The 6058-nt window shown below is 71.9% G+C and carries 7 protein-coding genes and 1 pseudogene; all 8 read right to left on the reverse strand.

What is annotated here, in order from left to right:
- A pseudogene (locus IPV10_RS16570) lies at window positions 1-1112 on the reverse strand (hypothetical protein); the annotation flags it as partial.
- Window positions 1113-1116: 4 nt separating this feature from the next.
- Window positions 1117-1620, reverse strand: a complete 504-nt coding sequence (locus tag IPV10_RS16575) for a hypothetical protein (RefSeq protein WP_207485732.1) — start codon at window positions 1618-1620, stop codon at window positions 1117-1119.
- On the reverse strand, window positions 1617-2723 hold the full coding sequence (tsaD, locus tag IPV10_RS16580) for a tRNA (adenosine(37)-N6)-threonylcarbamoyltransferase complex transferase subunit TsaD (protein WP_207485734.1): 1107 nt from the start codon (window positions 2721-2723) through the stop codon (window positions 1617-1619). Before tsaD ends, IPV10_RS16575 begins: the two co-directional genes overlap by 4 nt.
- Entirely contained in the window at window positions 2716-3324 is a 609-nt protein-coding gene (gene rimI, locus IPV10_RS16585; protein ID WP_207485737.1) for a ribosomal protein S18-alanine N-acetyltransferase, read from the reverse strand. Before rimI ends, tsaD begins: the two co-directional genes overlap by 8 nt.
- On the reverse strand, window positions 3321-3938 hold the full coding sequence (gene tsaB, locus IPV10_RS16590) for a tRNA (adenosine(37)-N6)-threonylcarbamoyltransferase complex dimerization subunit type 1 TsaB (protein ID WP_207485739.1): 618 nt from the start codon (window positions 3936-3938) through the stop codon (window positions 3321-3323). Before tsaB ends, rimI begins: the two co-directional genes overlap by 4 nt.
- 143 nt (window positions 3939-4081) lie before the next feature.
- Window positions 4082-4564, reverse strand: coding sequence for a tRNA (adenosine(37)-N6)-threonylcarbamoyltransferase complex ATPase subunit type 1 TsaE (gene tsaE, locus IPV10_RS16595; RefSeq protein ID WP_207485741.1), 483 nt, complete (start codon window positions 4562-4564; stop codon window positions 4082-4084).
- Window positions 4561-5667 carry an alanine racemase gene (alr, locus tag IPV10_RS16600; protein WP_207485743.1) on the reverse strand — a complete coding sequence of 369 codons (1107 nt, stop codon included), beginning with the start codon at window positions 5665-5667 and terminating at the stop codon, window positions 4561-4563. Before alr ends, tsaE begins: the two co-directional genes overlap by 4 nt.
- Window positions 5664-6023: a holo-ACP synthase gene (locus IPV10_RS16605; RefSeq protein WP_207485745.1), complete on the reverse strand. Its 360-nt coding sequence runs from the start codon at window positions 6021-6023 to the stop codon at window positions 5664-5666. The genes alr and IPV10_RS16605 overlap by 4 nt, the downstream gene beginning before the upstream one ends.
- Window positions 6024-6058: the final 35 nt, after the last annotated feature.

Here is a 6058-nt window from a genome sequence, read left to right on the forward strand (position 1 = left end):
TCGGAGGCATCAGTGCGCTCGATCCCCTTGGTGATGGTGAGGTAGGACCCGCCGCCGCCGACGAAGTGCTCGAACCGAGTGAGATCTCCGGTCTCCGCGTCCGCCCGGTCGAGCACCAGCGAACCGCCTTCCTGCCACAGGGTCTCCGTGTCTGCGCAGGTCATCTCGGGATCCGGATCAGAGCCGTCGTAGATGAGGCATTGCTCGGTGGTCGCGGGCTTCACGCCCGTCCACAGTGGCACGTCGCCGTCCCGGCCGATGATCCAGAGCGACTGGGTGTCGAATCCGGCCTCGCTGAGCTCTGCGGCCGCCTCCTCCTCCTCGGGGGTCGCGAACCGGAACTCGAGGATCTCGCCGCTCATGAGAAAGCTCGACACCGTTGCCGCGGGATCGCCCTCGGAGTCGAGGAGCACCTGCGCGCTGAACTCGCGCTCGCTCTCCCCCTCCGTGGTGCGGAACTGCCCGAAGAGGCCCTGCAGGGCGATGTCCGCCGCGGTCGTGCAGGACGGCCGCGTGTTCTCTCCGTCGCCGAGGATGATGCAGGCGAGCTCGGCGTCCTTCTTCGTCGCGTACCAGACGACGACGCCCTCCTCCTCGGCGAGCGCTCGGAGCGACCCTGCATCGTACTCGGCGCTCGCGAGGAGCTGGTTCTGCCACCCCTGCTGCTCGTCGGTGAGAGCCAACGACTGCGGCCCGCGATCGCCGAACAGCAGCCAGCCGACCCCCACGCCGACGACCGCGATGAGAGCGCCGCCGATCACGGCCCGCCATCGACCTGGCCGGCGCGAGGTCGGAACGGAGGATGCCGTCAGCGGAGCCTCGTGCGGCTGCACCGCTTCCGCGGGAGGTGACGGCCGTCCGGGCACCGGCTCGTGCCCACGCGATTCGGGCGGGGTCAGGTCGTGCGACGGCGGTGCGGGCTCGATGACTGCGGTCGCCGTCGCACTGCCGCCGGCACCCACTGGCACGGCGTGCACCGGATCCGCCCTCCGCGACGCGGTGTCCTCCAGCTCGCGGAGCCTCGCCGCCTCGGCATCCGTCAGCCCGCCGCCGCGACCGTAGGCGCGGGTCTGCAGCGCGCGCAATTCGGTGGTCTCGGCGGAGTCGAGCATCCGGCTACCCGAGCCTCTCGAACTGCATGCCGGCCCAGACCAGCCAGCCCAGGCTGTACACCATGGCGCAGAGGCCGAGCACGAGTGCCCAGCGCGCCATGGCGTGGTTCTCGGCCGGCCGGCGCAGCGACATGCTGGCGGCGACCACGGCGACGACCGCGACCGGGATCCCCCAGCCGACGAAGAACGAGGCGCTGAGCGCCACGATCGCCGCGAGCAGCGCCCACGGTGCGAGCCTGGAGTCATCGGCGACCGGTGCGCCCGCCGACGGCTCCCAGTCCGGATCCGCGTCGGCGTGATCGACGTCGGGACCCGTAGCGACCACCGGCTCCACGCTGACCGGGCCGGTGGGGAGCTTCGTGTACGCGTCGCGCCGCGCACCCGGCAGGCGCGCCGAACCCGTCGGGCGCTCGACCTCGCCGCTCGGGCCCTCGATGCGCGTGGGCGGCGCGGCGTTGCGGTGCATCCCGGCGCCCTGCGCTCCCGGCGTGCGCGGCTGCTCGATCATGACGCCTCGGCGATCTGGATCTCGGCGATCTGGGTCTCGGTCAGCGGAATCTCGGCGATCTGGATCTCGGTCACCGGGAGCGTCGAGTCGGCGCCGAAGGCGAGCGTCGACGCGCGGCGGCCTGAGGTGATCAGCTCGGCGGCGAGCGCGGCGATCATCGCGCCGTTGTCGGTGCACAGCGACAGCGGCGGGATGCGCACCGTCACCCCTGCCGCCTCGGCGCGCTCGAGGGCGACCTCGCGCAGCCGGCGGTTCGCGATGACTCCACCGCCGAGCAGCAGGCGCGGCACGCCCAGGTCGCGGCACGCTGCGAGTGCCTTGGTGACCAGCACGTCGACGACGGCCTCGCGGAAGCTCGCGGCGACATCGGCGACCGGCACCTCGACGCCATCCGCCTCGCAGCGCTCGACCCAGCGGGCGACTGCGGTCTTCAGGCCGGAGAACGAGAAGTCGTAGCGGTGCTTGGCCATGTCGGATGCTCGCGACAGCCCGCGCGGGAACCGGATCGCGTCGCGGTCGCCGTCGAGCGCCGCCCTGTCGATCTCGGGGCCGCCGGGGTACGGGAGGGAGAGGAGGCGGGCGACCTTGTCGAACGCCTCGCCCGCGGCGTCGTCCATGGTCTCGCCGAGCAGCTCGACATCGGTGGTCAGATCGCGCACGTGCAGCAGCGAGGTGTGCCCGCCGGAGACCAGGAGCGCGATCGTGGGGTATTCGAGCGGGACGGAGTCGGCGGTGAGGATGTCGGCCGCGATGTGCCCCACGAGGTGGTTCACGGCATAGAGGGGCTTGTCGAGCGAGACCGCGAGTCCCTTCGCCGCGCCCACGCCGACCATCAGCGCGCCGGCGAGGCCGGGTCCGCTGGTCACGGCGATGGCGTCGAGGTCATCGAGGCGCACTCCGGCCTCGGCGAGGGCCGCGTCGATCGACGGCTGCAGCGCCTCGAGATGCGCGCGGGCCGCGACCTCGGGCACGACGCCGCCGTACCGGGCGTGCTGGTCCATGCTCGACGCGATCGTGTTCGACAGCAGCGTGCGGCCGCGGACGATCCCGATCCCGGTCTCGTCGCAGCTCGTCTCGATGCCGAGCACCAGCGGCTCACTCATGCGGTTCCCCTCCCCGGGTCACTGAGCTTGTCGAAGGGACCGAGCTCCCACCCTGGGTCCCTGAGCCTCCAGCCTGGGTCCCTGAGCTTGTCGAAGGGCCCCGCACAGATGCCACATCGGCAGGCTCTGCGACCTGGCGATCCCGCGTCCCTCGGCCGCGCAGATCGAGTCGCATCACGATCGCATCCACGTCGTCCGGCTGATAGTAGCGGGGGCGCCTGCCGATCTCCTCGAAACCCTCCGACAGATACAGTCCCTCGGCGCCCGGGTTGTCGGCCCGCACCTCGAGGAACACCTCGCGCGCGCCGTGCGCCACTGCCTCGTCGAGCAGTGCGCGCAGCAGCGCACGTCCGCGGCCTCTCCCCCGGTGGGCGGCGTCGAACGCGATCGTCTGGATGTCGGCATCCGCCGAGCCCTGCAGCGCGCGCACCCCGCCATACCCGATGACGGTGCCGTCCTCCTCGTCGACGAGGTAGCGGCCGTGCGGGCTGTCGAGCTCCGCCGCCATGTTCTCGGCGCTCCACGCGTCGGTGGGGAACGACCTGTTCTCGACCGCCATGATCGCATCCAGGTCGTGCGGAGTGGCGACGCGGAGGTTCATGACCCGACTCGCTTCGGCGCCCCGGGGACGGTGACGTCGGGGTGACGCAGGTACAGCGGCTCGTCGCCGGCGAGCGTGCGGCCGGCGGCGACGGCGAGCGCACCGACCCGCGCGAGGTCGACGGCCGACAGCTCGGTGACGTCGATGCGGCGGATGCCGTCGAGATGGGCATCGGCATCGACTGCCGGCACGAGCACGGTGTCGGCCGTGACATGCGGGATGCCGTCGGCATCCGCTCCGTCGAAGACGGTGATCGCGACCTCGCGGCGCCGGGCGTCCGTGACGATCGCGAACGGCCCTGTCGCGGTGGCGAGTGCGGTGAGGGCGGCGGCGAAGTGGCTGGGGACGGCGATCACGGGGATCCCACGTCCGAGCGCGAACGCGCGTGCGGCGGCGATCCCGATCCGCAGGCCGGTGAAGGGGCCGGGGCCCATGCCCGCGACGACGTGCGAGACCTCTCCCTGGCCTGCGTCGGCGAGTGCGCGCACGAGGAGATCGCCGATGACCTCGGCGTGTCCGAGCGGGTCTGCGGCGATCGCCTCGGCACGGCGGGCTCCGTCGTCGTCGGTCAGAGCGACGGCGGTTCCGAGCGAGGTGTCGACGGCGAGAATCACCTCTCCAGGGTAGTCGCGGTTCACAACTCCGGAGATCTGCCCGGTGTGAACGTCGCCACGGGCCCCTGGCGGCGATTCCGCTGCGTTTCTCCGGAGTTGTGAACGCAGTCAGCGGGTGCCGGACCGGGACCGGTCGCGCGCCGTCAGCGCTCGACGCGCGCGATCGTCACGAACCGCGGGGCGTCGGCATCCAGCTCCGACGCGTCGAGCAGGTCATCGCCGCCCACCGGGCGCTCGAGTTCGATGTCCCACCAGGTGTCGGCGAGCTGCTCGGCCATGCCGCGCCCCCACTCGATCACCACGACCGAGCGAGCGAGGTCGAGGTCGAGATCCTCCAGCTCCGCACCGGACCCGAGCCGGTAGGCGTCGACGTGCACGAGCGGCGCGCGGCCGACGAGCGACGGATGCGTGCGGGCGATCACGAACGTGGGGCTCTGCACCGGTCCGCGCACGCCCAGCCCTTCGGCCAGGCCCCGCGTGAACGTGGTCTTTCCCGCGCCGAGAGGTCCGGTGAGGATCAGCAGGTCTCCGGCCTCGAGCCGCTCTCCGATCCGGAACCCGAGCCGCTCCATGGCGTCGGAGGTGGGGATCTCATGCCGTCCCTCGACGGAGGGGTCGACGCTCATGCCGACCTCCGGTGCACCCGCTGCCCGATGCGCGTGACGATCTCGTAATTGATCGTGCCTGCGGCGTTGCCCCATTCGGCGGCCGACGGCACACCCAGCGTCGGGTCGCCGAAGAGCACGACCTCATCGCCGACCGAGACGGGGTGGTCGCCGACGTCGACGACGAACTGGTCCATCGCGATGCGGCCGACGTTCGTGAAGCGGCGGCCGCCGATCGAGACGGGGAGGCGGCCGGATGCCTGTCGCGGCACGCCGTCGGCGTAGCCGAGCGGCACCAGGACGAGCGTCGTCGGGCGATCGGTGCGGTGATCGTAGCCGTAGGAGACGCCGCTGCCGGCCGGCACCCTGCGGACGGCGGCGATCGCGCCGCGGAGGGTCATCGCCGGGCGGAGCCCGAGCTCGGCCGATGACCGGTCGTCGAACGGCGAGAGCCCGTACAGGCCGATGCCGATGCGCACGGCGTCGAGGCGCATCTCGGGCAGGTCGATGGCGGCGGCGGTGGCGGCGATGTGGCGGATCTCCGGATGGATGCCGAAGGATGCCGCGGCCGCGACCCCCTCCTCGAACTTCGCCAGCGCTTCCCTGTCGTCTTCGACTGAGGTGTTGGAGAGGTGGCTGAACAGGCCGACGATGCGGAGCCGTCCGATGCGCTCGAGCCGGGCGGCCTCGGCGAGCACCCTGCGCCAGTCGGCCGGGGCGATGCCGTTGCGCGAGAGGCCGGTCTCGAGCTTCAGGTGCACGCCGACCGGGTGGTCGACGCTCGCGACGATCGCGGCGGCCTCGAGCTGGTCGAAGGAGGAGATGCCGACCTCGATGCTCTGGGCGGCGGCCTGTTCGAACCGCTCCCCCGGGGCATGCAGCCAGGCGACGATGGGCGCCGTGATGCCCGATCGGCGGAGCTCGAGGGCCTCCGAGATCTCGGCGACGCCGAGCCGGGTGGCGCCTCCGGCGAGTGCGGCGACGGCGGCCGCAGCGGCGCCGTGCCCGTAGGCGTTGGCCTTGACGACGCCGATGACCTCGACGCCGGTGAGCTTGCGGAAGTGGCGGACGTTGTCGCTGATCGCGTCGAGGTCGATGACGGCTTCGCGGAACGGGGCGGTCACAGCGGCTCTCCTTCGGCGACGACGAACGCGGCGGCGAGGCCGGCATCGTGAGTGAGGGTCAGGTGCAGCTTGGTGATGCCGCGCTCCAGGACGACCTCGGCGGTCGACCCAGACAGGACGAAATGCGGACGGCCGGATGCCTCGGACGCGATCTCGATCTCCGACCAGTGCACGCCGTCCGAGCCGCCGAGGGCCTTGATCAGCGCCTCCTTCGCGGCGTAGCGCGCGGCCAGGGACCGCAGGCGCAGGGTCTGCTCATTCGGAGTGAACAGACGCTGAAGCAGCTTCGGGGTCCGCTCGAGGGTCCGCTCGAACCGCGGGATGTCCACGAGGTCGATGCCGGTCCCGATGATCACCCGTTCAGCCTACCCAAGCGCCGGTCCCACGCCGC

The organism is Microbacterium sp. SD291 (genome assembly GCF_017355365.1).
Taxonomy (GTDB): Bacteria; Actinomycetota; Actinomycetes; order Actinomycetales; family Microbacteriaceae; genus Microbacterium.

Coding starts and splice junctions, on each gene's coding strand:
- tsaD (WP_207485734.1), bottom strand. CDS start 2,723: ATGAGTGAGCCGCTGGTGCTCGGCATCGAGACGAGCTGCGACGAGACC.
- rimI (WP_207485737.1), bottom strand. CDS start 3,324: ATGAACCTCCGCGTCGCCACTCCGCACGACCTGGATGCGATCATGGCG.
- IPV10_RS16575 (WP_207485732.1), bottom strand. CDS start 1,620: ATGATCGAGCAGCCGCGCACGCCGGGAGCGCAGGGCGCCGGGATGCAC.
- tsaE (WP_207485741.1), bottom strand. CDS start 4,564: ATGAGCGTCGACCCCTCCGTCGAGGGACGGCATGAGATCCCCACCTCC.